Raw genomic sequence first — 24,310 nt, forward strand, 5'->3', positions numbered from 1 at the left:
TGCGTGCCCCGGAGCATGGCAGCGCCCGGAGAAACAAGCAAGCGCGCTTGCTTTACTTCTTCGCCGCCCGCGCGCCCGTGCGCCGGGCCGTCCAGCGGCCCCGCCGCCTGCCCGTCCGGCCCCCGGGCCGCCTGCCCACCTGGGTCCGTACGGCGCCCATGCTCGCCACGATGACGAGCGTGATCGCCAGTGCGTCGGTGGCGGAGAGCGCCTGGTCCAGCAGGAGGAATCCGGCGGTCGCCGCGATGGCCGGTTCCAGACTCATCAGGACGGCGAAGGTCGAGGCGGGTAGCCGCCGCAGCGCGAGCAGTTCGAGGGTGTACGGCAGCACGGACGACAGCACCGCGACCGCCAGCGCCAGTCCCAGCGTGGACGGCACCACCAGCTTGGACCCGGATTCCACGATGCCCAGCGGCAGGGCGAGTACCGCGCCGACGGCCATCGCCAGCGCCAGACCGTCCGCCTGCGGGAAACGTCTGCCGGTACGCGCGCTGAAGACGATGTACGCCGCCCACATGGCGCCCGCTCCGAGCGCGAACGCCCCGCCCACCGGGTCGAGCCGGTCGAAGCCGCCCCCGCTGAGCAGCACCACACCACCGAGCGCGAGTCCCGCCCACAGGAGATTGACCACCCGGCGCGAGACGATCACGGAGAGCGCCAGCGGGCCGAGGACCTCCAGGGTGACGGCGGCGCCCAGCGGGATACGGTCGGCCGCCTGGTAGAAGAGCCCGTTCATGGCGGCGAGGGTCGCGCCGAAGGCGACGACCGTCCCCCAGTCGGCGCGCGAGTAGCCGCGCAGGGTGGGCCGGCAGACCGCGAGCAGCACGACCGCCGCGAGCGCCAGCCGCAGGGACACCACACCGAGCGCTCCGGTACGCGGCATCAGCATCACCGCGACGGCCGCGCCGAACTGCACGGAGAGGGCGCCGCCGACCACGAGCGCGACGGGGCCCAGAGCACGCCGGGGGGCGGCGGCACCGGCGGCCCTGTCCGCACCGTCCGCCCCGGCGGCAGCGTGCGGACCGCCTGCCGCGGTCCCGGCCGCTTCCGGCAGCGAGACGGCGGCCGCGGCGGTAGTGGTGCGCGGCTCTTCCACCGGAGACTCCCCTGGTTCATCCCTCTGGACGGTCCACTGCACCGGACCGGTCCACTTCATTGAACAGGCCCGTTCCACGAACCGGCCACCCCGCCGGCCCGGTGCAGTTTATTGGACAGACGATCCAGCACACTGCACCCGTACGGCCCGTCCGGGCACGCGCTACTCCTTGGGTGCGAAACGGGCGAGCGGTTCGCGCTCGGTGGACGGATCCAGGATGCGACGGACCGCCGACGAGCGACCGGCGATTGCGGAACACTGCGAGAGCGCCGGCACCGCCACCACTCAGCTCAACGGTGATGAGGCAGGCGTCTTGCCTGCCCGCACGGGTCGGTCTCCGGGAGACCCCGGCCGCCTCGTCGATGACGCGGACCCGCTCGAACCGCTTTCCGGCAGCGGTCTGCGCCGCTACGTTCTGCCTCCATGAATCCGGCGGGTCGTGGCTCACGTCCTCACCGTTCTGCCAGCGTGCCCAGTGTGGGCTGCGGCGGTCGGAGGCGTAGCCGCCGCGAGTCTCCAGGCGCCACGCGGTGTGCTCGAACTCGCTGCGAGGGATCGCCCCCCGGCGCTCACTTCCGCACGTTCCGGAACAGATGCGGCCAACCAGGCAGGCGAACGCCGGCGCCGAAGTTCGTTGTTCGCGGCCCTCCCGGCCCCCGTTCATGCCCCGTTCCGGTTCCCCTTCGAGACTCAGCGGTCACCCCCCGGTCAGCAGTTGACAGAGAGGCGTCACCGTGAAGAAGGACAAGACCAGCGAGGACCCTGAGCAGTCGGCGATGTCGCGGCGCCGGCTGGTCAAGTACGCGGGCGTGGGCGCGACGCTGGCCGCGGCGAGCCCGCTGGTGGGCGGTGGCACGGCGTGGGCCCACGACGAGGACGACCGCAGGCAGGGGAAGCCTGGCGAGTCCCGCAACCGGGTGTGGCGGGCCGGCGACCACCATGTGCACTCGGAGTACAGCGGCTCGTTCGACACGTCGACGAACCCGCCGACGTTCCAGAAGGGCGGCGACGCCGTCTATCCGATCGTCACCAACGCGATCATGGCCAAGCACTTCGGCCTCACCTGGGCGATGTGCACGGACCACGGCGGCCCGACGCACTCCAAGGTGAACCTTGAGCAGGCTTACCCCGACCTTCTGCGCTCGCGCACGCTCGTGCCCGAGGTCCTCCAGTTCTGGGGGATGGAGTTCGACGCCCCGGCCCTGGACCATCACACCCTGATGATCCCGCACCACCGTGACGAGGCACAGCAGCTCTACGAGCTGGAGAAGCGCTTCGCCAAGAACGATCCTTTCCCCGCCGATCCCGGCCGCGACACCGAGGCCAAGATGATCGAGTTCCTGAAGGCGGCGAAGGACATGCGGCAGAAGCCGCTGGTGATCGCCCACCACGCCTCACGGTCGGCGCCCGGTCTCGGCGTCTACGGGCAGGACACTCCCCGCGAGTTCCGCAACGGCAACAACGCGGCGCCGGAGATCTACGTCGGTTTCGAAGGTGCTCCCGGCCACCAGGCGGGCCCGCTCAACGGTGGTGACCGCGGCGGATACGGCAACTACCCGACCCACGGTGGCTTCGACCAGATGACGGCTCGCGTCGGCGGGCTCTGGGACTCGCTGCTCGGCGAAGGCCGGCGCTGGTGGATCACCGCGACCTCGGACTCGCATGTTCACTGGACGCGTGGCGGTTCCGACTTCTGGCCGGGCGAGTACAGCAAGACGTATGTGCATGCCAGGCAGGACTACGCCGACATCATGGACGGGCTGCGCAACGGGCGGATCTGGGTCGGCACCGGCGATCTGATCACCAGCCTCGACGTCACGGCGAGCAACCAGGGCCGCGACGCCGCCGTCGGCGAGACGCTGGCCGTGAGCCGGCGCAACCGTACCGATGTCGAGATCGAGATCCGGTTCCGGCCGCTGGAGGGCAAGAACGCCCATGGCGACCGTCCGCAGGTGCGGCGCGTCGACCTGATCGTCGGCCGGATCACCGGCCCGAGCGCGAACCTCGACAGTGACACCAACCCCACCACAAAGGTGGTGGCGCGGTTCGGCCCGCGCGACTGGCACAAGCAGAAGGACGAGTACGTCATCCGGCACACGCTGCGCGATGTGGAGGGCGACCTCTACGCCCGGGTGCGCGGCACGAACACCGACGAGGCCGAGCCGCTCGCCGACGGGCTGGAGAGCCCGTGGGACGACCTGTGGTTCTACTCGAACCCCGTCTTCGTCAACGTCCGCTGAAAGGCCGCACGTCCTCGGAGCGGTTGAACAGATGCCAAGGAGCGCTCCCCACGGCCGCCGCCGTGGGGCGGCGCCCCGGGCGGCCCCGTCCCATGCCGGCGGGGCCGCCCGATGCGAGGGGGATGACTCAGGCCAGATCGTCGAACTCGCCCTGCTTCGCACCACCGAGGAAGGCGCGCAGCTTGACCCGGGTCGTCCGGATGATCACGTCCGGGTTGTCGCTCTCGCGTATCAGGATCTCGCCCCCCTGTTCCGCCAGCTCCAGGCAGTTACTGCCGTCGGAGTCCGAGGAACGGGAGGACTTTCGCCACTCAATTTCCATTTTCCCACGCCTTCATACTTGTTGGGCGATTTCATGAATGAAGTCTCGTGAACTCCGGGGATCAAGAGACCGTTCTTCGGTGCGGTCCAGCACGGCCCGGTAGTTCATGAGGCGCGTTTCAGCATCCAGGAGCGCTGACCCGTTCGCAGTCTCCATCTGTGCTGTGTCAAGCTGCGGCACGGGTCCGTAGACATAATGTGTCGAGCTGCTGGCGTTCGGGAAACCGCCCGCCGCGAACGGGATGACCCGGACCGTCACACCGGCTCGCTCCGACTCCCGTAGAAGATGGTCGAGTTGCCCCCGCGCCACGCCCCGGCCCCCGTACTGCATCCGCAGCGCGGCCTCATGGATCAGGAAGGTGCAGGCGGGCGGGTCCGGCCGGTCGAGCACCTCGCGGCGCTTCAGCCGGTGCGCGAGCAGCCGTCGCAGATACGCGGTGTTCGGCGGCGGTACGGCTTCGGCGAAGACGGCGCGGGCGTAATCCTCGGTCTGGAGCAGGCCGGGCATATGCATGATCTGCACCGCCCTGATCGCGACGGCGTGGTGCTCCAGTTCCGCGAGGTCGAGCGCGCCGCTGGAGAGATCGCCACGGAACTCCTCCCACCATCCGCTGCCGCGCTCCTCCGCCATCCGGACCAGCGCGTCGACATACGCCGTGTCGGCGCACGCGTACTGGTCGGCCCAGGTACGGACGCGTCCGCCGCTCACACCGAACCGGCCGGATTCGGTGTTGCTGACAGTGGTGCGATCCGTGCCCAGCAGCGCCGCGGCCTCCGCGAGCGCGAAGCCGGCGTGCTCCCGCATCTTGCGTAGCTCAGCGCCCAATCGGCGCTGCCGCGCCGTGGGCGCCTTCCTCGGTGGCATCGCGTCTCCTTCTGTCGGGTCTCAGTGTGGCGCGCGCGCCGGGCGGCGCGAGTTCGGACCGCGATATGCCGTCCGGGGAGGGGGAGTTGGCGCGGCGATTGCATACAGCGGCCCGGCGCGGCGGCTCGTCCGGCGGCGCGTGGTCCCGGATCCGGGACGGACGGGGCCGGCGAAGAGCCGGTCCGGGGCCGGGATCGCGCGCGGCGCGACCGGTGAGTCCGGCCTTCCACGGCCTCGGCCGGAAACTGACGAAAACGCGGTCGATGGCGCCTCTGAGGGCTTTTCCGTCATCCCCGGCGGATCAGCACCCGGCCTCGGATGCGGTGCGCCGCGAGGCGGAGGGGCACCCCCATACGGAGCGTACGGGGGTGTTTCGACACGACGGCAAGGAGTCGTGGCTGTCGTCGGGCGACCGCCGGGGCTTACGGGACAGCTCTCAATGACCGGCCGTGATTTTCTGGGCCGCGGCCACCTTCGCCAGATGGAGGTCGCCCAGCCTGTCCAGTGTTTTCGACTGCTTGGCGATCATCGCTTTCTGGATTTCCGACTCCACGGAGAACCAGACGTTCAGCAGGTCCGTTTCCTTCTTGCACCGGATGTCCGCCTCGGCGGTCGCGGTCTCGCCGTCGGCCATCTCTTTCTCAAGGAATTTCGGGTCGCCCAGCGCGGTCATAGGGCTTGAGTAAGTGAAGCCGCGACCCTTCATACAGGCCGACCAGGCACGTGTGACGTCCTGGACTCTCTTGTCCTTGATGGATACCTGATAGCTTTCATTGGCGATGTCACCCGCCACCCCGGCCGCTTTTCTGTCCTCGTGTCCTGTCGCGAGTGAGCGGGCGGCTTCCCATCGGCAGCCGCCTGCGGGAACTTTCATTCCGCGATAGGTGAGAGTTTCATTGGCCGTGGGGCCGCCCGGTGCGCCGGTCATGACGGCAGCTTCTTCCCCGGCGAGACCTCGCGTGGGGTTGTACGGCGGAGGGTCCGGCGGCAGATGGTAGCCGTATTGGGCCGCGTCGGCGGCGTTCGACAGCCCGTACCGCCGGTCGGATATTCCGGTCCGCCGAGGCACAGGGGGGACCTGGAATTCTATGCCGTATGTCCGCAGGCAGCGCTCCGTCAGCACATTTTCGGCGTCCCTGATCGCGGCGTTCTGCGCGTCGGAGTAGGAATATTTCGCGATGGGAAGGCGGAATGTGTAATCCACCGGCGCGGTGGACGCCGCGCCGGTGGACCCCGGTCCGGCTTCGCCGGTCGCGGTCGCGGTGGCAGCGGGGACCGGTGACTCGGCGGTGCAGCCCGCGAGGGCGACCAGCGCGAGCACGTACACCGCGGCCGGCGCCCGGCGTCTCACCGAGGCGGCCGGAATTCTGTGCTTTTTCACCTGTGAGCTGCTCCAGTGCTTACCGCAAGAGGATACGGACGCGCGCAGCCATGCCTGCACGACAAGGTCGATTCGGCATGACTGCGGCTGTCTGTCAGTTGAACTGGTAGCACTTCGAATTGCTGTAGCCGAGCCTGAAGGACGCATTGTTGTTGTACGTGTTGTGCAACTGGTCGGCGATCGTGTACCACCCGAGGGTGTCACAGGATCCGCCATAATTGCTGTTGTAGAAGATGGTCGAGGGGTCCGGAGAATCGTTCAGCGCGGCGGCCGCGTTGTTCTTGAGCGCCTGCCCCTGACCGGCGCCGGAGGTCAGGAAGGTGTACGGCGCCAGATCGGGCACGTCGCTGCCCCAGAAATAGGTCCGGGAGCCCGAGATATTGCTGTTGTAAGTAAAGACAAGACAGTTACCGCCACAGGCGGGACCTGAGGCGGCGCCCGCCTGGGGAGCCATGGCGATCACAGCGGTGGCGGACAGCGGCAAAGAAACCGCAGCGGTGACGAGTTTGCGCAGGAAACCCATGATTATCCCCTAGCTGTAGTAGGAAATCGCGAAATTATCCTAACGACTCGAACGGGAGTCGACAACGGGTTTTCTCAGCCTGACTCGATCCAACCCACGGCGAAATACAAAAGGAGATATAACCAGAAATTTCTTCCCACTTCTCTGACGAAGGAGCGGAAAACAATGAAATCAAGGTTTGGGAGGCTCTCCGTGGTGGGCAGATTATTCGGCCCTCGTCCGACCGTGGCGATCTCGCCGGCCGACCGCCGATTCAGGGCCTTTCCAGCCCTTCCGCCGGGCCCTCCGCCGGTCCGTCCCTCAGCCCCTCCGCCAGCACCTCCGCCAGATGCCGGGCCCGGTGACCGCCGAGCTGGTCCAGTTGCGTACGGCAGGAGAACCCGTCCGCCAGCAGCTCGGCGGGGCGCGGTCCTCGCGCCGCCGCGCGCACCGACGGCAGAAGCTGGTCCTCCGCGCAGGCCACCGACACGTCGTAATGGCCGCGTTCAAAGCCGAAGTTGCCCGCGAGGCCGCAGCAGCCGCCGCTCAACTCGCCGGTCAGACCCGCGCGTTCACGCAACCGGCGGTCGGCCTCGTCGCCCAGGACCGCGTGCTGATGGCAGTGCGTCTGGCCGGCCACCGAACGGTCGAGGCGCGGCGGGCGCCAGTCCGGGGCACACTCCTCCAGGGCCTGGGCGAAGGTCCGTACGGACGCGGCCAGGCGCGCCGCGCGCGGGTCGTCGCCGAGCAGTTCCGGCAGGTCGGTGGTGAGCGCCGCCGCGCAGCTCGGTTCCAGGACGACAACCGGCAGGCCCAGGTCCAGCAGCGGTTCCATCCGGTCCAGCGTCCGGCGCATGACCGTACGCGCCCGGTCGAGCTGGCCCGTGGAGACATAGGTCAGCCCGCAGCAGAGCCGGCCCGCCCGGCCGGCCGGCGGCACCACGATGCCGATGCCGGCCGCCTCCATCACCCGTACCGCCGCCCGTCCCACCGAGGGCGAGAGATGTTCCGTGAAGGTGTCGGGCCACAGGACGGCCGAGCGGCCCGGCCGGAACACGCCCGTCCGGTTTCCCAGGCGCCGTCGCAGCCACGGCCCGAAGGTCTCCTGAGCCAGGCGCGGGATCGTACGCTCAGGAGCGATGCCGGCCAGCCGTTTGGCGAGCGCCGCGAGCGGCTTCAGCCGCGCCGCCGCGTTCAGCACCCCGGCGAACGGCGCCGCCGCCCGCAGCCACACCGGCAGCCATCCCATCGCGTAGTGCTCCGCCGGCCGCAGCCGTCCCGCGTAGTGGTGGTGCAGGAACTCCGCCTTGTAGGTGGCCATGTCCACCCCCACCGGGCAGTCGCTGCGGCAGCCCTTGCAGGACAGGCAGAGGTCCAGCGCGTCCTTCACCTCCGCCGAACGCCAGCCGTCCGTCACGATCTCGCCCGCGAGCATCTCGTGCAGCAGCCGTGCGCGTCCACGCGTGGAGTGCTGTTCCTCGCCCGTCGCGCGGTACGAGGGGCACATCACGTCCGCACCCGGACCGGGCCCGGCGACACGGCACTTGGCGACGCCGACACACCGGCGCACGGCCGCGGAGAAGTCCCCGCCGGACGGCCCGTCGTGCGGATAGCCGAAGGCGACCTCGACCCGTTCGCGCGGCAGTACGGCGAAGCGCAGGTTCTCGTCCAGGCGGGCCGGGCGGGCCAGCGCGCCCGGGTTCATCCCGCCCTCCGGGTCCCACAGGTCCTTGAACCGGCCGAAGAGCGCGACCAGTTCGTCGCCGTACATCGCCGGGAGCAGCTCCGCGCGTGCCAGTCCGTCGCCGTGCTCGCCGGACAGCGAGCCGCCGTGCGCGACGACGAGGTGGGCGGTCTCCTCCGAGAAGCGCCGGAACCGGCGCACACCGGCTTCGCTCAGCAGATCGAAGTCGACGCGCACATGGATGCAGCCGTCCCCGAAGTGTCCGTACGGCGTGCCGCGCAGACCGTGCTGGGCCAGCAGCGCGCGGAAGTCGCGCAGATAGGCGCCGAGCCGGGCCGGTGGCACCGCGCAGTCCTCCCAGCCGGGCCATGCCTCGCTGCCGTCCGGCATCCGGGTGGCGGTGCCGGCCGCGTCCTCCCGTACCCGCCACAGCGCGCGCTGCCCTGCCGGGTCGCCGACGACCGTGCCGTCCAGGGCGTCGGCCGCCCGGACGATCGTCTCGGCGGCGGCCCGCGCCTCGGCGGGAGAGGCCCCGCCCGTCTCCACGAACAGCCAGGCACCACCGCGCGGCAGCCGGTGCCCGGCCGGCACCAGGTCCTCCGCCATCCCCTCGACCGTCAGCGGACCGTACGGCAGCAGACCGGCGGCGGCCTCCGCGGCGGCGCTCTCGTCCGGATAGCCGAGGACGGCGAGCGCCCGCGCCGGTGGTGACTCGACGAGGCGGACGGTCGCCTCGGTGACCACACCCAGCGTGCCCTCGCTGCCGCAGAAGGCGCGGGCGAGATCCGTACCGGCCTCGGGCAGCAGCGCGTCCAGCGCGTATCCGGAGATCCGCCGGGGCAGTCCGGCGGGAAAGCCGGTGCGCAGCAGCGCGAGATCGCGCTCGACCAGCTCGCGCAGTCCGGGCGGCGCGCCGTCCCAGCCCCGGCCGAGGCGGAGCGCGGCGCCGCCGTAGGTGGCGACGGACAGCTCGCTGACATTGTCGGCGGTCGTCCCCCAGGCCACCGAGTGCGCGCCGCAGGAGTTGTTGCCGATCATGCCGCCGAGCGTGCAGCGGTTGTGGGTGGACGGATCGGGCCCGAAGGTCAGGCCGTGCGTCCGTACGGCGTCACGCAGATCGTCCAGTACGACACCGGGCTGGACGACCGCCGTGCGCGCCCGCGCGTCGATCGACAGCACGGACCGCAGATGGCGGGTGAGGTCGAGCACCACGCCCACACCGGTGGCCTGGCCCGCGATCGAGGTCCCGGCGCCGCGCGGCAGCACGGGCACGCCGTGTTCCCGGCAGACCGCCAGCGCCGCCGCCACATCCTCCGCGTCGCGCGGTGCGACCACGCCGACCGGCACCCGCCGGTAGTTGGACGCGTCCATGGTCGTCAGCGCCCGCGCCGCCGCGCCGAAGTCCACCTCACCGCGCACCGCCGCCCTCAGCGCCGTCGCGAGTGCCGTTGCCGCTGCCTCTGTCTCCCGCTCAGCCATACGCCCAGGATGCCTCCGCCGCCCGCCGGGCCCCTCACTTCTCCATGGTCGCCACACCTACCGCAGAGAAGAAAGCGAACAGGAAACTCCCAAACTGATCGTCAACTCTCATATAGTGGCCACCGTTTGAGCAGGATTCAACAGATCCGCGCGTCTCAGGGGGCCGTCCCGCATCTGCCTGAGCGTCGGTCCCGACAGCATCCCGACGTCCGCCCCCCCCGTCTCCCCGTCCCCCCGCTCACGAGGTTGCCGATTTGCGCCCCTCACTCCGGTCGACCGCACCGGCCCTGCTGATATCGGCTGCCGTCAGCGGCCTCCTCTGCGTAGGGGCGGTGTCCGCCGCGCCCGCCCCGGCACAGACCGCGCTGGGCTGGGGCGCGGGCGCGGCGGCCGTACTGCTGACCGCCGCCGTCACCGTCGCCGCCCACGCCCTGGGGACCGGGAGACAGCTCCGCGAGCGGAACGCCGTCCTCTCGGCGCGCCTCGACCAGCTCGCCGCCAAGGCCGGCCGGGCCACCGAAGACGTCCGGCGCACCGTCGCGGACGCGCGGCGCGCCGCGGCCGACGCCGCGCGCAGCGAGAGCAACCGCGCGGCGGCCGTCTCCGCCTGCGCCAACGCGGCGGGACGTATGCAGGCCCTCGCCACGAGCATGCTCGCCGACCTGCGCGAGATGGAACACCGGCACACGGACGAAGAGGTCCTCGGCGATCTGCTGCACCTCGACCACCGCACCGCCCAGGCCGGCCGCCTCGCCGACTCCATCGCCGTACTGACCGGCGCGCGCTCCGGGCGGCGCTGGGCGCGGCCCATCGTCATGGAGTCCATCCTGCGCGGCGCGATGGGCCGGATCAGCGGCTACCAGCGGGTGCGGCTGCACTCGACGAGCGAGGTGGCCATCGCGGGCCACGCCGCCGAGGGCGTCATGCACGCCCTCGCCGAGCTGCTCGACAACGCCGCCAACTTCTCGCCACCGACCGCCGAGGTCCATGTCTATGTGGAAGAGGTGCCGGCCGGGGTCGTCATCACCGTCGAGGACAGCGGCCTGGTGATGAGCGAGGTCCAGCTCCGCCGCGCCGAACGGGCCGTCTCCACCGAGCAGTCGGATCTCAGCGGACTGTCCGGCACCCGGCTCGGGCTCGCGGTCGTCGGCCGGCTGGCCCGCAAGCACGGGCTGACGGTCTCTTTCCGGCCGTCCGCGCGGGGCGGTACGGGCGTGGTGATGATGGTGCCGCACGGGCTGGTCACCGAGGTGCGCACGGCGCCGCCGGGCCCGCCCGTACGGACACCGGCGGCCCCCGCCCCCGAGCCCGCCCCCGTCGCCGAGCAGGAACCCGCACCGGCCTCCGCACCCGTCGAGCCGGCCCCCGCCCCCGTCGAGGTCGGCGAGAGCGGCCTGCCCAAGCGCCGCCGCGGTCGCACCCTCGCCGCCACCCTGCGGCGCTCCGGCGAATCCGGATCCCGGTCGCGGGGCACCGCGGAGTCCGCCCGGTCCACCGGCTCCCCGGCTCCGCAGCCCGCCACGACCCCGACCGTCACCCAGGCGGCCCGGTTCAGCAGCTTCCGCAAGGCCGTACGACGCGTCCCCCCGCACCCGGCGAACCCCCCTCACCCGGAAGGCAGTCCCCCATGACCGGCACCTCCACCAACGAGAAGCTGAACTGGCTGCTGGAGAACCTGCTCCAGCGCACGCCCGGCGCACGCCACGCGCTCGTCCTGTCCCGGGACGGCCTCAAGCTGTCCCGTACCCCCGAGCTCTCCGTCGACCAGGCCGATCAGCTCGCCGCCATCGCGGCCGGTATCCAGAGCCTGTCGCACGGCGCGTCCGTCGAGTTCGGCAATGGCGCGGGCGGCGTGCGGTCCGCCATGACCGAGTTCTACGGCGGTGTCCTGCTGATCGTCGAGGCCGGGGACGGCGCGCATCTCGCCGTCGTCGCGACCGAGGACTCCGATGTCGGCCTCATCGGCCACAACATGAGCGAACTCGTCGAGCAGCTCGGCGAGCACCTCACCTCGCCCCCGCGCACCACCGCGCAGGACCAGGGCGGCGTACGGGTATGAACCGGCCGGGCCGGGACGACTCACCCGACCGGCTGTACACCCTCACCGGAGGGCGCAGCCGGTCCGACCCGGGCCTGTTCGACCTGGTCACGCTGGTGGTCGCGGAGAGCGATCCGGCGCCGGGCATGCAGTCGGAGCACGCGGCGATCCTGCGGATGTGCCGGCGCCCGGCGGCCGTTGTGGAGATAGCGGCCGAACTCGGTCTGCCCGGCGGCATCGTCCGGATCATGCTCTCCGATCTGCTCGGCACCGGCCGGATCAGCGCCCGCCATCCCCGGCCGGCCCGCGCGACCCACAGACTTCCCGATCCCGACATCCTGGAGCAGGTGCTCGTTGGACTCCGTAACCTCTGAACGGCCCCCCGGCCCCACCGGATCCGGCGGGACCACCGCCGCGGCCGGGGACCGGCAGGCCCTGGCCGTCACCGCGGACAACGGCCTGAAGATCGTCATCGTCGGCGGATTCGGTGTCGGCAAGACGACCATGGTCCGGTCCGTCAGCGAGATCCGTCCCCTGAACACCGAGGAGACGATGACCCGCGCGGGCGAGGGCATCGACGAAGTCTGCGGTCTGGACGGACTCCGCACCAAGGGTTCGACCACCGTCGCCTTCGACTTCGGCCGGATCTCCCTGGACGAACGCTCGGTGCTCTATCTGTTCGGCGCCCCCGGGCAGGAACGTTTCTGGTTTCTCTGGGACCGCCTCTTCGCGGGGACGCTCGGCGCGGTCGTCCTCGTCGACACCCGCCGGGTCTCGGACTCCTGGTACGCCATCGACCGCCTGGAGCACCACGGCACGCCCTTCATCGTGGCGTGCAACGACTTCGGCGGTCCCGTCCACACCGAGGAGCAGATCCGGGAGGCGCTCGACCTGGCCCCGGACGTGCCGCTGGTGGAGTGCGACGCACGGGACCGCTCGTCCAGCAAGTACGTGCTGATCACGCTGGTGGAGCATCTGCACGCCCTGTCCGCGAGCAGAGAGGCGGACCTGAGAGCGGCCGGCCCGGCCGCGGACACGACCCCGGAGACCGCACCGTGACCCCGCCGACCACACCGACCACACCACCGACGCCCCCTCCGGCCGGCTCACCGGCCGCCCCGCCGCCCGGCTGCCCCGCGCACGGCGTCGACGGCGCGGTCCCGCTCGGCGGATCCCACTTCGCGACCGAACCCACCCGGCTCTACCGGGAGATGAGGCGCGACCACGGCGCGATAGCCCCCGTCGTCCTCGACGGCGGGGTCCCGGCCTGGCTGGTCCTCGGCTACCGCGAACTGCACCAGGTCACCAGCGACCCGGTGCTCTTCAGCCGCGACTCCGAGCGGTGGAACCAGTGGGACCGCGTCCCCGCCGACTGGCCACTGCTGCCGATGATCGGCCGCGGGCAGCCCTCGGTCCTCTACACCGTCGGCGAACGGCACCGCGAGCGGGTCTCGGTGATCAGCGACGCGCTGGAGGGCGTCGACCCCTTCGCCCTCAGGCAGTACGCGGAGCGGTTCGCCGACGAGCTGATCGACGGTTTCTGCGCCGACGGCGGTACGGACATCATCGCCCGGTACGCGATGCTGCTCCCCGTCCGCGTCCTCGCGAAGATCTACGGCTTCCCGGACGAGCAGGGCCCGGACCTGGTCGCCGCGCTGAACGACATGGTCGACGGCCGCGAGCGCGCCCTGGCCGGCGAGCGCCGTCTCGCCGAGGCGATGGCGGCGCTCCTGGCGGTCAAGCGCGCGGCCCAGGACGCCGAGGAGCACGCCGGTCCCGGGCCGGACGTCGTCTTCCGGATGCTCTCCGGCGCCGGGGGCCTCACGGACGAGGAGATCGCCCAGGACCTGATGGTGATGATGGCCGCGGGCCACCAGCCGACCGCCGACTGGATCGGCAACTCGTTGCGGCTGATGCTGACGGACGACCGGTTCGCCGCGTCCCTGTCCGGCGGCCGGCACAGCGTCGCGCAGGCCATGAACGAGGTCCTCTGGGAGGACACGCCGACCCAGAACGTCGCCGGCCGCTGGGCCGCCCGCGACACCCGTCTCGGCAACCGCCACATCAAGGCGGGCGACCTGCTGGTGCTCGGCCTGGCCGCCGCCAACTTCGACCCCCAGGTCCGCACCGACGGCTCGGCGCTCACCGGCGGGAACAACGCCTTCTTCTCCTTCGGCCACGGCGAGCACCGCTGCCCGTTCCCCGCCCAGGAGATCGCGGAGGTCGTCGCGCGTACGGCCATCGAGGTGCTGCTCGACCGGCTCCCCGACATCGATCTCTCGGTGCCCCCCGAGGCGCTGTCCACCCGGCCGTCGCCGTGGCTGCGCGGCCTCTCGGAGCTGCCGGTCCGGTTCACTCCCGCTCCCCCCGTGGGACCCGCTTCCGGAGGTCCGGGATGACCGGTCCGCACGCGAATCCCGGGCACTCCGCGCCCCCGTGAGAACGCCGCGGCCGGCCGGCGGCGTACTCCGTTCGAGTGAAGCCCCGGTCGCGTCCCCCGGCGCGGCCGGCCGCACCGGGCGGCGGCACGGGCCCACGCCGGGCGGGTCCCGCGCGCCCGCCGGGGCTCCCGGAGGAGCCGTCCCACGGACCGGAGCGGGTGTCTCATCCGACGGACACTGTTGCCGACGGTGCGGCGGAAGGGACTAGGCTCCGGGCCCGTGGCCGATATCCAGATTCCCGCTGACATCAAGCCCGCCGACGGCCGTTTCGGCGCAGGCCCCTCCAAGGTGCGGACGGAGGCGGTGGACGCGCTGGCCGCCACCGGTACGTCTCTCCTCGGCACATCCCACCGCCAGGCCCCGGTGAAAAACCTGGTCGGCGCGGTGCGCGACGGAGTACGGAACCTCTTCGGGCTCCCCGAGGGCTACGAGGTGATCCTGGGCAACGGCGGCTCCACCGCCTTCTGGGACATCGCGACGCACGGACTGATCGAGAACAAGTCCCAGCACCTGTCCTTCGGCGAGTTCTCGTCCAAGTTCGCGAAGGCGTCGAAGCTCGCACCGTGGCTGGCCGAGCCGACCGTCATCGCCGCCGACCCCGGCTCGCACCCGGACCCGGCGGCGGAGGAGGGCGTCGATGTCTACGCCCTCACCCACAACGAGACCTCCACGGGTGTCTCGGCTCCCGTCCAGCGGATCGCGGGCGCCGACGAGGGCTCACTCGTCCTGGTCGACGCGACCTCCGGCGCGGGCGGCCTGCCCGTCGACATCACTGAGACGGACGTCTACTACTTCGCCCCGCAGAAGTCCTTCGCGTCGGACGGCGGCCTCTGGATCGGCGTCTTCTCGCCGGCCGCGCTGGAGCGTGCCGCGCGTGTGCACGCCTCCGGGCGCCATGTCCCGGAGTTCTTCTCGCTGCCGACCGCGATCGACAACTCCCTGAAGAACCAGACGTACAACACCCCGGCGCTGACCACCCTCTTCCTGCTGAACGAGCAGCTCGACTGGCTCAACTCGCAGGGCGGCCTCGACTGGTCGGTCCGCCGCACGGCCACCTCCGCGCGGACGCTGTACGGCTGGGCCGAGGCGTCCAAGTACGCGACGCCGTTCGTCGTCGACCCGGCCAAGCGCTCTCAGGTCATCGGCACGATCGACTTCGCGGACGAGGTCGACGCGACGGCCGTCGCCAAGGCCCTGCGCGCCAACGGCATCGTCGACACGGAGCCCTACCGCAAGCTGGGCCGCAACCAGCTCCGCGTGGCGATGTTCCCGGCGATCGACCCGTCGGACGTGGCGGCGCTGACGGCGTGCGTCGACTATGTGATCGAGCGTCTCTGACCGCCGTACGGTTCGCGGGGCCCACACCCGGGCCCCCATCCACGACACCACTGACGGAGTCACGTGTACACCCGCGGACCCCGGCGCACATCGCGCCGGGGTCCGCCGTGTCACGCCCGCCTCACTTCTTCCGCATCCGCCTGACGCCGAAGAACAGCGCGGCCAGGCCCGCGAGGAGGACAGCACCCAGCGTGGCGTTCCCCGGCCGTCCGGCGCCCGCGCCCGTGTCTCCGCCGCCGGACGCGGAACCGCCCTTCTTCGAGGGCGAGTCGCCGTCGGTGTCCTTGCCCAGGTCCACCCGCACCACCCCGCTCTCCGCGCCCTCGGAGCCGAACATCACCGCCTTGCCGTCCGCCGTGTAGGTCACCGACTCGGCCTGCCCCTGGAACGGAGCGCGCACCGGGTGGTCCGCGCCCAGCCGGCCGTTCCTCCATGCGTACGCGCGGGCGCTGAAGTACGAGCGCAGCAGCAGTTCCTTGCCGTCAGGCGAGAACGCCCCGTCCGTCACCCAGGGCACCTCGGCGATCCGCCGGAAGGTGTTCGTCCCGGAGGAGCTGAGCCGGGCCGGGCCCTCGTACAGCCCGCCGCCGTTCTCGTTCTTCGAGGCGATGTAGACCCGCCCGGTCCCCGGATCGACCATCATCGCCTCGGCGTCGCGCGGCCCGTCGGCGTACCTGACCGTGAACTGCGTCGCGCTCACCGTGGCGTTCCTGAGCCGCTTGGGCTCGGGAAACCGGTAGATCCAGACGTGGTCCCAGCTCCCGCCCAGGTTGTCGCCGATGTCACCGACATAGACGGCGCCGTCCGGGCCGATGGAGATGGCCTCCACGTCCCGGGGATCACCGATGCCCCGCAGGGTGATCGTCGCGACCGTCCTGCCGGTCCTGGAGTCGACGGCGTAGATGTACGGCCCGTCGTCGCTGTCGTTGTGGGTCCAGTAGACGCCGGGATGGGCGCGGCTGGCGGCGAGTCCGCTGGACTCGGTGATCCGCGGATCCTCGATCGTGAAGCTCTCGTCGGGCGTGCCGTCGTCGGCCGCCGGGGCGGCGGGGGACGAGACGGCGGAGGGGGACGCGTACGCCGACGCGAACGGGATCAGCAGCACGGCGCCGGCGGTGGCGGCGGCGACGGCGGCACCGGAAAGACGCAGGCCGGAACGGGACGGAAGCGAACGCATGCCCCCAGCCTGCCATCCCGGCCGCCTCCGCATCCCCATGTCCCCACTCACGTCACGGCCCCGGCGGTGACCCTGGCCGCCAGGCCGCCGTTCCCCAGGGCCGGCCATCTGCACATCAGGCGGGCTCCCGGCCCCGGAAAACCGCGCGGCGCCGCGCCGTTGGCTCGATAGGGTCGGCCGAGGACCCGCAGCCGAACCCGAGGAAGCTCCGCCATGGACGAGGACCCGCTGTATCCGCCCATCGAGCCCTATGACCAGGGCATGCTCGATGTCGGGGACGGCCATCGCATCCACTGGGAGGTCTGCGGCAACCCGGACGGCAAGCCCGCGCTCGTCGTCCATGGCGGACCCGGCTCCGGCCGGAAGCCGCACTCCCGGCGGTACTTCGACCCCGAGCGCTACCGCGTCGTCCTCTTCGACCAGCGCAACTGCGGACGCAGCACCCCGCACGCCGCCGATCCCACCGCCGACCTGCGCCACAACACCACGCGCCATCTCATCGCGGACATGGAGCGGCTGCGGACGCTGCTCGGTATCGACCGCTGGCTGCTGCACGGCGGATCCTGGGGATCGACGCTGATCCTCGCGTACGCCGAGCGCCATCCGGAGCATGTCTCGGAGATCGTCATCGCCAGTGTCACCATGACCCGGCGCTCGGAGATCGACTGGCTCTACCGGGGCGCCGGGCGGATCTTTCCCGAGGAGTGGGAGCGCTTCCGGGCGGGCGTACCGGAGGACGAGCGCGACGGCGATCTGCTCGCGGCCTACGCGCGGCTGATGGAGAGCCCGGATCCGGCGGTACGCGAACGGGCCACCGCCGACTGGTGCGCCTGGGAGGACGCCGTACTCTCCCAGGAGCCGAACGGCCCGGCGCACCCGTACAGCGACCGGCCGCCCGCCGCCCGTCAGGCACTGGTACGGATCTGCGCGCACTACTTCTCGCACGGCGCCTGGCTGGCGGAAGGCGCCCTGCTGCGCGGCGCGGACCGGCTGGCGGAGATCCCCGGGGTACTGATCCACGGCCGGTTCGATCTGGGCTCCACGCTGGGCACCGCGTGGGAGCTGGCGCGCGCCTGGCCGGACGCCCGGCTGGTCGTCGTCGAGGACGCGGGCCACAAGGGCAGCGACACCGAAAGACGCGAAGTGCGCGCGGCTCTCGACGCGTTCGCGGGCTGACGGCCCGCCGGCCGTCAGCCCGCCCGCGCCGGGCGGACACGTCCGTCCCCAGAGGGACGCGGCCCCCGCCGGCCGGCTGCGGGACAGCCCCCGGCGGACAGCGAGGCCCGGCGCTCCTGACCTCAGGCCGGGTCGCCGCCCGCGGCGACGGGGACACCGTCCTGCTCGCACCACACCGTCGACAAACCGCCGGACGTGGCACGGTTTCCGTATCGCACGTAGACCAGTTCGCCCTTCTGGCATCTGACCCAGCCCGTGAACAAGTCGCCGCGACAGGTGATGGCCACCCCTCGGTGGCCGCTGTTGTCCGTCACGTCATTCGGCTGGTCGCAGCTCAGTGGGGCGGCGGCCGAAGCCGGTGAAGCCGCGGTGAGCTGGCCACCCGCCCCGAGGGCGAGTGCCGCGGCGACGGCGGTGGATATGTATGTCGTACGCAATGCGGACCTCCTGTAGAAGCCGGACACCGAACATGCCCAGTCACTCACAGGAACTGCATGATCACAGATCGGCACCGTCATGCACGGTCCGGACAACTTGGCTGGAAACCACAGGAAGTACCACTTCGGCGTCCAGTAGTGATCTCTTGCGCTCAACGGGCATTCCGCGCTATTCACTCCATTCGCGTGGTCGCTCTCGTGGAGGGCTTGCTTCGAGTGCGCTCGAACGCGTTGGCTGTGGAGTCATGAAGTACACGCAGCTCGGACGCACCGGACTCAAGGTCAGCCGACTCGTCCTCGGGACGATGAACTTCGGGCCTCTCACCCATGAGGCCGACAGTCACACCATCATGGACTCCGCCCTCGACGCGGGGATCAACTTCTTCGACACCGCCAATGTCTACGGCCAGGGCAAGAACAAGGGCCGCACCGAGGAGATCCTCGGCACCTGGTTCGCCAAGGGCGGTGACCGCCGGGACAAGGTCGTCCTCGCCACCAAGGTCTACAGCAACATGGCCGCGGAGGGCCAGGCGTGGCCCAACCACGACAAGCTCTCCGCCCTCAGCATCCGCCGCGCGGTGGACGCCAGCCTCAAGCGGCTCCAGACCGACCACATCGATCTCTACCAGTTCCACCACATCGACCGCCTCACCCCGGTCGAGGAGATCTGGCAGGCCATCGACACCCTGATCCAGCAGGGCAAGATCCTCTACGCGGGATCGTCCAACTTCCCCGGCTGGAAGATCGCCCAGACCAATGAGACCGCCCGCCGTCTCGGCTCGTACGGCCTGGTCAGCGAGCAGTGCCTGTACAACCTCGCCGAGCGCCGCGCCGAGATGGAGGTCATCCCGGCCGCGCAGGAGTACGGCCTCGGTGTCATCCCCTGGTCGCCGCTGAGCGGCGGTCTGCTGGGCGGCGCGATCCGCAAGGAGCGCGAGGGCGGCGGCGCCCGCACGGGCGAGGGCCGCTCGGGCAACGGGCTCGCCAATACGAAGATCAGGGCGCAGGTCCAGTCGTACGAGGATCTGCTCGACAAGCACGACATCGAGCCGGGCGAGGCCGCGCTGGCCTGGCTGCTCACCCGTCCCGGGGTGACCGGTCCGATCGTCGGCCCCCGGACGATCGAGCAGTTGGAGTCCGCCGTCAGGGCGGTGGACGTGGAGCTCTCGGCGGAGGTCCTGTCCTCGCTGGACGAGATCTTCCCGGGCCCGGGCCCCTCGCCCGAGGCGTTCGCCTGGTAGACGCGGAACGAGCGTGAGCCGCCGGCCCGCGGCTCACGCTCTCCGGAGCCGGCGCTCAGACGAAAAAGGCGTCCAGCATCGCCACGTCGGAGAGATAGGTCTCGATGTCCGAGATCTTGCCCTCGTGCACGGCACACACGGTGACCGCGTACTCGTCCAGGACCCGGCCCTCCCACCGCGCGGTGTTCCGCAGCGACAGCGCCATGTTGTCCCTGCTCACCAGGATGTGCAGCAGCCCGAAGTCCACTCCGTAACCGGCGATCGTCCGCGCGCGTTCGACCACCGCGTCCGCGCCCCGCGCCTCACCGGAGAGCACGTTGTCGCCCGGCAGGACCCATACCGCCTCGTCGTGCAGCATGGACCGGATCAGGACCCAGTCGCCCGCCGCCAGCGCCGCGTGGAAGGCCCCGCCGAGCGCGAATCTCTCGTCGTACGAATCCATAGCCCGGCCCGGCCCTTCGGCAGCACGTCGCACACGACACGTATCTGTCGAAAGTATCTCCCGGGCGCCGCCCGTCGGCCGAGTCCTTCAGGGCCGGACGGGCCGGGGCCCGGGGGCGCCGGGCGATCAGCCGACCGCGGCCGCGACGGCGACGATCAGGAATATCAGCACAAGCACACCGGCCATGATCCGGTTCCGGGTTTTCGGGTCCACGCGTCGAGGTTAACGGCCGGAGCCGGCGGACCCGTCCCCCGGGTCTTCCCGGCGGCCCTTCCCGAGCGGCCGGCGCGCCACCGCCTCGTACCGCGGCCGCTCACCGGGGACGCCTCCGGCCGGCAGCAGGCTCCGTACGAGTACCAGCTCGGTCACCTCCCACCCGGTGCCGTCGAAGCCGTCGAGCGCCCTGGCGAACGGCGCCAGTGCGGTGCCTCCCCGGGCGCGCGCGAGCGTGAGATGCGGGTGATAAGGCCGGTGCTCGTCCATCGGCACTCCGGCCCGGCGGGCGGCGGCGCCGGAGCGTTCCGCGAGGAGTCTCAGCTCGTCGAGCCCTCCCGCCGCGCCGGCCCACAGGGCGCGGTCGCCGAAGTGCCCGCCGCCGTGGACCCGCAGCGCGAAGGGCTCGGTACGGCGCGCCGCCCGCCCCAGCCGCTCGGTCAGTCCGGGCAGCAGCCGGTCCTCGACCTCCCCCAGGAAGGCGAGCGTGACATGCCAGCCCGCCCGTCCGGTCCACCGCAGCTCACCGGCGCCGGGCAGCGCCCGGAGCCGCTCGACGGCTGCGGCCAGCTCCCCGACGGCCCCGGCGGGCGGCAGTACGGCGGCGAACAGTCTCATGCGACGAGTCTCCCAGCCGCACAACGGCGTGCCCCGGTCACCGTGCGTATCGTTGTACCGCGCGGCTGCCGCATCCCCGCGACTGACCCGCTTCCCCGCCTCGGACACGGCCTCGTGCCGCGGCCTCACGGCAGTGGCCCCGACCGGGCTCGCCGGTCAGGACCACCGTCCCGGAGTCACCTCACGCAGCGGTCGCGAGCTGCTCCTTCGGTACGAACCGCATGTGCGGGCGACCGCCTCTCAGGCCGAACTTGAGGCGTACCCCGATCACCCGGGTCAGGATCAGGCCGATCACCGCCGCCGCGACCAGGGAGACCGCCCCGCCCGCCGCGAACCCGACGCGGGCGCCGTAGGTGTCGGTGACCCAGCCGAGGAACGGGCCGCCGAAGGGCGTACCGCCGACGAAGACCATCATGTACAGGCTCATCACCCGGCCCCGCATCGCCGGGTCGGCGCCCATCTGGACGCTCGTGTTCGCGCTGATGTTCGTCGTCATGCCGAGCATCCCGATCGGCAGGAGCAGCAGCGAGAACAGCCAGACGGACGGCGACAGGGAGACCATGATCTCCAGCAGGCCGAACGCCATCGCCGCAATGATCAGCAGCCGCAGCCGCGAGGAACGGCGTCTGGCGGCGAGTAGCGCGCCCGCCAGGGAACCGGCCGCCATCAGGATGTTGAAGAAGGCGTAGAGCCCGGCTCCGCCGTGGTAGACCTCGTGCGCGAACGCGGTCAGCCAGATCGGGAAGTTGAAGCCGAAGGTCCCGACGAATCCGACGAGGACGATCGGCCAGATCAGCTCGGGCCGGCCCCTCACATAGCTCAGACCTTCTCTGAGCTGGCCCTTTCCGCGGCGTATGGGCGTGGACTCGTGCAGCTCGTGAGAGCGCATCAGGAGCAGGCCCAGCAGCGGGGCGAGAAAGGACAGGCCGTTCAGCATGAACGCCCAGCCGCTGCCGACGGTGGTGATGAGGACTCCGGCGATGGCGGGGCCTATGAGTCTCGCGGACTGGAAGTTCGCCGAGTTGAGGCTGACCGCGTTACGGAGCTGGTCCGGGCCGACCATTTCGGAGACGAAAGATTGGCGGGTCGGGTTGTCGACGACTGTGACCATGCCGAGCAGGAAGGCGATCAGATAGACGTGCCAGACCTGGACATGTCCGGAGAGGGTCAGCAGGGCGAGGGCGACTCCGCACAGGCCGAGTGCCGCCTGTGTGACGAGCAGCAACTGCCGTTTCGGGTAGCGGTCCGCGATGACACCGCCGTACAGACCGAAGAGCAGCATCGGGAGGAACTGGAGAGCCGTCGTGATACCGACGGCCGCCGATGAACCGGTGAGGCTGAGCACCAGCCAGTCCTGGGTGACCCGGGACATCCACGTACCGGTGTTGGAGACGACGGCTCCCGTCGCGAACAACCGGTAGTTGCGGATCTTCAGCGACGAGAATGTCCCGCCGCCGGTGGTGCTGTCGTGGGTGGATATCGGTGCGGGGGCGGAGTCTGATCCGGATCCCGTACTCAAAGTGGGTTCGCCTCCTCACAGCGCGCGGATTACAAGTGAGCGAGCTTTTCCAGTACGGGGGCGGCAGCGCGCAGCTTCGCCCACTCGTCATCGTCCAGCCCCTCGGCAAGGGTCGCCAGCCAGACATTCCGCTTGCGGCGGCTCTCTTCGAGCATCGCTTCGGCCTCCTCTGTCTGGCTGACCACCTTCTGCCGACGGTCGTCGGGATGCGGCTCGAGCCTGACGAGACCCTTCGCTTCGAGCAGCGCGACGATGCGAGTCATCGACGGCGGCTGGACATGCTCCTTGCGGGCCAACTCACCCGGGGTGGCGGAGCCACAGCGCGCGAGCGTGCCCAGCACCGACATCTCGGTGGGGCTCAGCGACTCGTCAACACGCTGGTGCTTCAGACGCCGGCCCAGCCGCATGACGGCGGAGCGAAGTGCGTTCACGGCGGCGTCGTTCTCGTCGCCGTGGGACAGGTCAGGCATGTTCGTTAGCATAACTCATTACCCAAGCTAAATACCAACCGGACGGCCCGCAAGGTCTGCGCACACTAATCACTCGTACGAGTGAGCCCACTGCGGAAAGTGACCCAACGGGCCCCACCTGCACCGCCGCTGGGCCGAGGGCCCTGGGCGAGACCGGCCGGGCTACGCGAGACCGAGCGCCGGCATCGCGTAGAAGAAGACGAAGGCCGCCGCCACCGCGTACATCGCCACCGGCACCTCGCGGCCCCGCCCGGCCGCCGTCCGCAGCACGCAGAAGGCGATGAAGCCGATGCCGATGCCGTTGGTGATCGAGTACGTGAACGGCATCGCCACCATGGTCAGGAACGCCGGGGCGGCGATGGTGTAGTCGCTCCAGTCGATGTCCCGTACCGAACCGGCCAGGATCAGGAAGCCGACCGCCAGCAGGGCGGGCGTCGCGGCCTGGGAGGGGACCATTGTCGCCAGCGGTGTGAGGAACAGCGCCACCGAGAAGAGCGCCCCCGTCACGACGGAGGCCAGCCCCGTCCTGGCCCCTTCCCCGACACCGGCCGTGGACTCCACGAAGCAGGTGCCCGCGGAGGACGAGGTCGCGCCGCCGGCGGCCACCGCGATGCCGTCGGCGAACAGCACCTTGTTGATCCCGGGGAGCCTGCCCCGCTCGTCCATGAGCCCGGCCTCGTCGCCGACACCGAGGACGGTGCCCATCGCGTCGAAGAAGCACGACAGCAGGACGGTGAAAACGAAGAGGACGCCGGTGAGGACGCCGACCTTGCCGAACCCGCCGAACAGGCTGAACTGGCCGAGAAGGCCGAAGTCCGGGGCCTCGACCGGGCTGCCCGGCCACTTCGGGCTTGTCAGCCCCCAGCTCGGCACCGTGGCGACGGCGTCGATGATCAGGGCCAGGACCGTCATCGCGACGATGGAGATCAGGATCGCGCCCGGCACCTTACGGATGATCAGCGCCAGCGTGAGCAGCGCGCCGAGGACGAAGACCAGGACGGGCCAGCCGTCGAGATGGCCGCCCGCGCCGAGCTGGAGCGGCACGGTGGTGTGGGCGGCGTCCGGGACACGGGAGACAAAGCCGGAGTCGACCAGGCCGATCAGCATGATGAACAGACCGATGCCGATGGCGATGCCCTTGCGCAGCCCGTTCGGCACGGCGTTCATCACGCGTTCCCGCAGACCGGTGGCGACCAGCAGCATCACCACCAGACCGGCCAGCACGACCATGCCCATCGCGTCCGGCCAGCTCATCCTGGGCGCGAGCTGGAGGGCGACGACGGTGTTCACGCCGAGTCCGGCCGCCAGGGCGATCGGCACATTGCCGATGACCCCCATGAGGAGGGTGGAGAAGGCCGCGGTCAGCACGGTGGCGGTGACGAGCTGGCCACTGTCGAGCTGGTGGCCGTACATGTCCTTCGCGCTTCCGAGGATGATCGGATTCAGCACGATGATGTAGGCCATCGCAAAAAAGGTGGCGAACCCGCCGCGCACCTCGCGGCCGACCGTGGAACCGCGCTCCGAGATCTTGAAGAATCGGTCCAGTCCGCCGGCCGGCTGCCGGGGGCGGGGCGGCGGGGCGGCTGGATCGACCGGAGCGGTGGCCGAGCGGGGCATGCGGAACCTCAGTCG

The 24,310-nt window shown here is 70.8% G+C and carries 22 protein-coding genes and 1 pseudogene; 9 read left to right on the forward strand and 14 right to left on the reverse strand.

Annotation, left to right across the window (positions count from 1 at the left end):
- Positions 1-52 precede the first annotated feature (52 nt).
- Positions 53-955 carry an EamA family transporter gene (locus tag ABZ707_RS09945; protein WP_360171336.1) on the reverse strand — a complete coding sequence of 301 codons (903 nt, stop codon included), beginning with the start codon at positions 953-955 and terminating at the stop codon, positions 53-55.
- Positions 956-1,454: 499 nt separating this feature from the next.
- Positions 1,455-1,691, reverse strand: a pseudogene (locus ABZ707_RS09950) (DUF6879 family protein); the annotation flags it as partial.
- Between the two features lie 139 nt (positions 1,692-1,830).
- Between ABZ707_RS09950 and ABZ707_RS09955 the strand changes: the two are divergent.
- Positions 1,831-3,336, forward strand: a complete 1,506-nt coding sequence (locus ABZ707_RS09955) for a phosphoesterase (protein ID WP_360170686.1) — start codon at positions 1,831-1,833, stop codon at positions 3,334-3,336.
- 127 nt (positions 3,337-3,463) lie between these two features.
- Here the strand turns inward: ABZ707_RS09955 and ABZ707_RS09960 are convergent, their stop codons facing one another.
- From ABZ707_RS09960 to ABZ707_RS09980, 5 genes are all read right to left on the reverse strand, one after another.
- Entirely contained in the window at positions 3,464-3,658 is a 195-nt protein-coding gene (locus tag ABZ707_RS09960) for a DUF397 domain-containing protein (protein WP_360170689.1), read from the reverse strand.
- Positions 3,659-3,670: 12 nt separating this feature from the next.
- Positions 3,671-4,522, reverse strand: a complete 852-nt coding sequence (locus tag ABZ707_RS09965) for a Scr1 family TA system antitoxin-like transcriptional regulator (protein ID WP_360170692.1) — start codon at positions 4,520-4,522, stop codon at positions 3,671-3,673.
- Between the two features lie 436 nt (positions 4,523-4,958).
- Entirely contained in the window at positions 4,959-5,963 is a 1,005-nt protein-coding gene (locus ABZ707_RS09970) for a hypothetical protein (RefSeq protein ID WP_360170695.1), read from the reverse strand.
- A gap of 34 nt (positions 5,964-5,997) precedes the next feature.
- Positions 5,998-6,426: a peptidase inhibitor family I36 protein gene (locus tag ABZ707_RS09975; protein ID WP_360170698.1), complete on the reverse strand. Its 429-nt coding sequence runs from the start codon at positions 6,424-6,426 to the stop codon at positions 5,998-6,000.
- 253 nt (positions 6,427-6,679) lie between these two features.
- The gene (locus ABZ707_RS09980; protein ID WP_360170701.1) at positions 6,680-9,568 is read right to left on the reverse strand and encodes an FAD-binding and (Fe-S)-binding domain-containing protein; all 2,889 of its coding nucleotides are present in this window, start codon (positions 9,566-9,568) and stop codon (positions 6,680-6,682) included.
- Positions 9,569-9,822: 254 nt separating this feature from the next.
- Between ABZ707_RS09980 and ABZ707_RS09985 the strand changes: the two genes are divergently transcribed.
- From ABZ707_RS09985 to serC, 6 genes are all read left to right on the forward strand, one after another.
- Complete coding sequence (locus tag ABZ707_RS09985) at positions 9,823-11,199, forward strand: ATP-binding protein (protein WP_360170704.1); 1,377 nt, start codon at positions 9,823-9,825, stop codon at positions 11,197-11,199.
- Positions 11,196-11,627, forward strand: a complete 432-nt coding sequence (locus ABZ707_RS09990) for a roadblock/LC7 domain-containing protein (protein WP_360170707.1) — start codon at positions 11,196-11,198, stop codon at positions 11,625-11,627. Before ABZ707_RS09985 ends, ABZ707_RS09990 begins: the two co-directional genes overlap by 4 nt.
- On the forward strand, positions 11,624-11,980 hold the full coding sequence (locus ABZ707_RS09995; protein ID WP_360170710.1) for a DUF742 domain-containing protein: 357 nt from the start codon (positions 11,624-11,626) through the stop codon (positions 11,978-11,980). The genes ABZ707_RS09990 and ABZ707_RS09995 overlap by 4 nt, the downstream gene beginning before the upstream one ends.
- A 97-nt stretch (positions 11,981-12,077) precedes the next feature.
- Positions 12,078-12,665, forward strand: coding sequence for an ATP/GTP-binding protein (locus ABZ707_RS10000; protein WP_360171339.1), 588 nt, complete (start codon positions 12,078-12,080; stop codon positions 12,663-12,665).
- The gene (locus ABZ707_RS10005; protein WP_360170713.1) at positions 12,662-14,005 is read left to right on the forward strand and encodes a cytochrome P450; all 1,344 of its coding nucleotides are present in this window, start codon (positions 12,662-12,664) and stop codon (positions 14,003-14,005) included. The genes ABZ707_RS10000 and ABZ707_RS10005 overlap by 4 nt, the downstream gene beginning before the upstream one ends.
- A 261-nt stretch (positions 14,006-14,266) precedes the next feature.
- Positions 14,267-15,385, forward strand: coding sequence for a phosphoserine transaminase (gene serC / locus ABZ707_RS10010; RefSeq protein ID WP_360170715.1), 1,119 nt, complete (start codon positions 14,267-14,269; stop codon positions 15,383-15,385).
- Positions 15,386-15,506: 121 nt separating this feature from the next.
- Here serC and ABZ707_RS10015 read toward each other — a convergent pair whose 3' ends face one another.
- Positions 15,507-16,562, reverse strand: coding sequence for a WD40 repeat domain-containing protein (locus ABZ707_RS10015; protein ID WP_360170718.1), 1,056 nt, complete (start codon positions 16,560-16,562; stop codon positions 15,507-15,509).
- A gap of 213 nt (positions 16,563-16,775) precedes the next feature.
- Here ABZ707_RS10015 and pip point away from each other — a divergent pair, with 213 nt between their 5' ends.
- Positions 16,776-17,738, forward strand: coding sequence for a prolyl aminopeptidase (gene pip, locus ABZ707_RS10020; RefSeq protein ID WP_360170721.1), 963 nt, complete (start codon positions 16,776-16,778; stop codon positions 17,736-17,738).
- 122 nt (positions 17,739-17,860) lie between these two features.
- Here the strand turns inward: pip and ABZ707_RS10025 are convergent, their stop codons facing one another.
- Positions 17,861-18,175, reverse strand: coding sequence for a hypothetical protein (locus ABZ707_RS10025; protein WP_360170724.1), 315 nt, complete (start codon positions 18,173-18,175; stop codon positions 17,861-17,863).
- 245 nt (positions 18,176-18,420) lie between these two features.
- Here ABZ707_RS10025 and ABZ707_RS10030 point away from each other — a divergent pair, with 245 nt between their 5' ends.
- Positions 18,421-19,416: an aldo/keto reductase gene (locus ABZ707_RS10030; protein ID WP_360170727.1), complete on the forward strand. Its 996-nt coding sequence runs from the start codon at positions 18,421-18,423 to the stop codon at positions 19,414-19,416.
- A gap of 55 nt (positions 19,417-19,471) precedes the next feature.
- Here the strand turns inward: ABZ707_RS10030 and ABZ707_RS10035 are convergent, their stop codons facing one another.
- The 5 genes from ABZ707_RS10035 to ABZ707_RS10055 all read right to left on the reverse strand — a co-directional run bounded on the left by ABZ707_RS10035 (position 19,472) and on the right by ABZ707_RS10055 (position 24,295).
- The gene (locus ABZ707_RS10035) at positions 19,472-19,858 is read right to left on the reverse strand and encodes a nuclear transport factor 2 family protein (protein ID WP_360170730.1); all 387 of its coding nucleotides are present in this window, start codon (positions 19,856-19,858) and stop codon (positions 19,472-19,474) included.
- Positions 19,859-20,080: 222 nt separating this feature from the next.
- Complete coding sequence (gene thpR, locus ABZ707_RS10040) at positions 20,081-20,689, reverse strand: RNA 2',3'-cyclic phosphodiesterase (protein WP_360170733.1); 609 nt, start codon at positions 20,687-20,689, stop codon at positions 20,081-20,083.
- Between the two features lie 181 nt (positions 20,690-20,870).
- Complete coding sequence (locus tag ABZ707_RS10045) at positions 20,871-22,208, reverse strand: MFS transporter (protein WP_360170736.1); 1,338 nt, start codon at positions 22,206-22,208, stop codon at positions 20,871-20,873.
- Positions 22,209-22,237: 29 nt separating this feature from the next.
- Positions 22,238-22,678: a MarR family transcriptional regulator gene (locus ABZ707_RS10050; RefSeq protein WP_319683499.1), complete on the reverse strand. Its 441-nt coding sequence runs from the start codon at positions 22,676-22,678 to the stop codon at positions 22,238-22,240.
- A gap of 162 nt (positions 22,679-22,840) precedes the next feature.
- Positions 22,841-24,295, reverse strand: a complete 1,455-nt coding sequence (locus tag ABZ707_RS10055; RefSeq protein ID WP_360170739.1) for an NCS2 family permease — start codon at positions 24,293-24,295, stop codon at positions 22,841-22,843.
- Positions 24,296-24,310 lie beyond the last annotated feature (15 nt).

This window comes from Streptomyces sp. NPDC006923 (genome assembly GCF_040635655.1).
In the GTDB taxonomy this organism is placed as follows: domain Bacteria; phylum Actinomycetota; class Actinomycetes; order Streptomycetales; family Streptomycetaceae; genus Streptomyces.